The 3,526-nt window shown below is 59.9% G+C and carries 3 protein-coding genes; all 3 read right to left on the bottom strand.

What is annotated here, in order from left to right:
• On the bottom strand, positions 1-572 hold a 572-nt coding region (locus Q0K02_RS12325; RefSeq protein ID WP_294489483.1), incomplete at its 3' end, for a cytochrome b/b6 domain-containing protein.
• A complete protein-coding gene (locus tag Q0K02_RS12320; RefSeq protein WP_294489479.1) occupies positions 569-1,336 on the bottom strand; it encodes a 4Fe-4S dicluster domain-containing protein in 768 nt (255 codons plus the stop codon). The genes Q0K02_RS12320 and Q0K02_RS12325, both read right to left, overlap by 4 nt.
• Before the next feature lie 10 nt (positions 1,337-1,346).
• A complete protein-coding gene (locus tag Q0K02_RS12315; RefSeq protein WP_294489476.1) occupies positions 1,347-3,503 on the bottom strand; it encodes a molybdopterin-dependent oxidoreductase in 2,157 nt (718 codons plus the stop codon).
• Positions 3,504-3,526: the final 23 nt, after the last annotated feature.

The raw sequence follows: 3,526 nt of genomic DNA, 5'->3' as shown, positions 1-3,526 counted from the left end.
ACGGGCAGAAGAATGGCCATGATGCCGGCACAGCAGAAGTGAATGAAAATGCACCACTGCAGCACGGTTTCCGAAACGGCATAAGCAACATTGCCGGAGAAGAATCCCATGATGACGCCGGTTGCGGCAAGGCCCACGCTGGCGATGACGGCCACCACGGCCACCATGCGCTGACCGGCATTGTAGAAGCCCTGCGGCGGCAGCGCAGGATCAATGCCCATCTTCATGGTCATCTTCGGACCGAGCACCAGCCACAGCCCCTTCTTCATGCACCAGAGAATATCGCTTTTCATCTGGAACGTCGTGACCTCCCGCAGGAAAGGCAGCACCTCACGACGGGAGAACAGCAGGATATAGCACGCGTACACGATGACCCACACGGAGCCGACGATGAGATGGGCCACAAGCAGCCCTCTTCCGCCGAACATGCCGTGCCAGAAATCGATCCACCACTGACCGATGGGCTGCATGTCGCCGACAAGCAGCGCAAAACCGGAAAAAAGCAGGAATATCCAGCAGACGGCATTAAACCAGTGCATGAATATTGCGGAACGGGAATGTCGCCGGATCATGCATTATCCTCCTTATCATGCTTGTCGTCATCAGAGGCGGCGAGCTTCTTTTCCGCCGCAATTTCCGCGTCTTCCTTTTCCGAAGACTTGATGAGCTGACGCACGAAGGTGCCCGTCAGCGCGGCGAGAACCAGACCGCCCACCCAGGTGACGCCCTTGGCCAACGGAGGAATCGCGCCCACCGGATGGCTCACCGTGCTGGCCTCGGGCAGCTGCTCGGGAGTGGTGCTGTCAAGATAGGTCAGCGTAGGCCTGGCTCCGCTGCCGAGCGGAACAACATGCACGGCCTTGCGGGCGGCAAGCACCTTCGCCACATCGGAAGAAGGATCGTCGGCGTCGCCGAAGATGCGGCAGTGCATGGGGCACACGGCCACGCAGGCCGGAATCTGTCCGGGAGTGCTGCCGTGGCAGTAGTCGCACTTGTCGGCCGTGCCGGTCACCGGATGACGGAATCTCGCGTGATACGGGCACGCTTCAATGCAGCTTCCGCAGCCGATGCAGCGGGAACGGTCGATTTCCACGGTGCCGTCCTTGGCCTTCCAGGTGGCACCGGTGGGGCAGGCGCGCACGCAGGAGGGATCGTCGCAATGCATGCAGGCCCCGGGCTGAAACTTGAAGCCGCAGGGAGAATTTTCGCTGTTCGTTTCGCGCACCCAGTTGCGCGAAAGTCCGTAGGGAACATGGTTGCGCTGCTGGCATGCTATGATGCAGGCCTTGCAGTCCATGCACTTTTCAGAATCAATGACCATGACATATCGAGCCATGACTCACCTCTCATATTTTTCTCAGACGGCATCCCGTGCAGTTGTGCTGCGCGGAAATGCGGTCCCAGTAATTCGGGAGGATATCGCAGATGGATTCGCTCTGGTTTTCCTTCAGCGGCGTGGTCCGGCAGCAGTTGGCCGGAGTGAACACCGCACCCGGAAGAACGTTTTCCGTAATATCGACCCAGCACTCAATGCCGCCCATGGTGGTTTCCAGCATCACGCGGTCGCGCTGCTTGAGTCCCAGTTCCGCCGCCGTCCTGGGGTTGACCTGCACAAAGCGGCCGTTGGAGAACTGAGCCATGGATCTGGCGAAGTTGGTCAGGGTCTGCTGCCAGTGCCAGAGCTGCTTGCCCTGCGTAAGTATGAGCGGAAAGTCTTTCTTGCCGTCCTTGCCGTAAGGATGTCCCTTCGGATAGTCCCAGCGGTTGATGCCGCCGAACACTCTGTCCACAACGGTCATCTTGCCCGTAGGCGTCAGCAGCTTGCCTTCCGTGAACACCGTGCCCTTGCGCTCTTCTTCGCCTTCGGCGAAAAGCGGCCACGTCACCGTGGAGGAATGGCGCATGCGTTCCATGGTCAGGCCCTTCCAGGAAGGAACCTCGGCCTGCAACATGCGGCAGATCTCTTCCGGATCCTTGAAATCGGGATAGCGTTCCGGATCGAGCTTGCGGCCGATGTCGCGATAGAACTGCCAGGCGGGCACACAGGAACCGGGAGCCTGCACGATTTTTTCGCGCCAGGCCACCTGATTTTCGTTGCCGTAGCCGCAGCCCTGGCTTTCCGGACCGAACGTGGCGGGAATGAACAGCGTGGACACTTCCGACTCTTCATCGAGGAAGAAGCCCATGTGTACCACAAAGGGCACCTTCTGGATGGCCTTGCGCACGCCGAGGGCATCGGGATTGCGGCGGTAGCTGGAGTTCAGGAAAAGGATGTCGAGATTCTTCTTTTCCATGGCCAGGCGCAGACGGCGGAAGTTCATCTTCGGCGTATTGTTTTCGCCGAAGAAGTGATCCACGAGTTCTTCGCCGCCGCCGGGCTTGCCGCTCTGGAAGGTAAGCATGCCCTTGCCTTCGCCGATGAGGTTGTCCCGCAGCGCCTGAAGAAGAATGATCGAGCGGTCCGTGACGATACCGTTGGTCTGCCGCGAAAGCGACCCGCCCAGCCATACGATGGTCTTGCCGCTTGCGGCGAGCACGTCGTAGAAGGCCGCAATGTCCTTCTGCGGGAGACCGGTGATGGATTCCACGTAGTCGAGCGTGAACTTTTCCGTCTGGGGCGCGAGATTTTCAAAATCCTCGATCTGGAAGCGGGCGCGTTCCTCGTCGTAAGCGCCCTTTTCCAGAATGTAGCGGATGGCGCCGAGAGCGAGAATGCCGTCGGTGCCGGGCTGCGGACGCAGCTGCGTATGACACCAGATACTCGTGCGGGTTCTGCGCGGATCGATGTAGATGATTTTGGTTCCGGCCTCGCGCGCCGCCTTGAGCCAGCGCGTGTAGGGCGGATACAGATCGTTGACGTTGGCGCCCCACAGCACCAGCGTTTCGGCCTTGGGCAGTTCGTCCACCTGCGTGGAGCCGCTGTTCACGCCGAGCATGAGACCGAGCATGTTCGAGGCCGTGGAAACGCAGGTTTCCCCCGGAGGCATGGCCTGAACGCTGCCCACCGTGCGCAGCGTCATGAGCGCCGCAATTTCCGATTCCAGGCAGTCCCACAAAGGCATGGTCAGGGCCACGCGGTTGCCGGCCTTGGCGCCGTACTTGTCGCGAACGGCCTTCATGCGTTCCACCACCATGTCCACGGCTTCCTGATAGGAAATTCTGCGCCAGCTGCCGTCAGACTCATGATACATGGGTTCCGTGATGCGGAAGGGGCTGTTCATGAGTTCCAGAATGGACATGCCCTTCGGGCACATGGCGCCGCCCGTCCAGTGATTGCTGCTGTCGCCGGTAACGCTGAGAATCTTGCCGTCCTGCACGCGCGCCTTGTAGGTGCAGCGCACCTGACAGAAAGGACAATAGCCCTTCACTTCCGTTATCGCTCCACCTTTCGGAGGGATATAACCGATGGCTCCGGCCTTGTCGGGATTGGCAACGGCGGCCCCTCCCGCAAGCAGAGCCGCGCTCAGCTTAAGAAAATTTCTTCGTGAATACCTGTCGGGCATGATAAACCTGCCTGTTGAACATG

The organism is uncultured Mailhella sp. (assembly GCF_944324995.1).
Classification (GTDB): Bacteria; Desulfobacterota; Desulfovibrionia; order Desulfovibrionales; family Desulfovibrionaceae; genus Mailhella.
The sequence above is the reverse complement of the archived record's forward strand: the minus strand, read 5'-3'. Positions and strand labels throughout refer to the sequence as shown.

Bases quoted from the DNA above. Each gene is read 5' to 3' on its own strand.
- Q0K02_RS12320 (WP_294489479.1), bottom strand. From the start codon at position 1,336: ATGGCTCGATATGTCATGGTCATTGATTCTGAAAAGTGCATGGACTGC.
- Q0K02_RS12315 (WP_294489476.1), bottom strand. From the start codon at position 3,503: ATGCCCGACAGGTATTCACGAAGAAATTTTCTTAAGCTGAGCGCGGCT.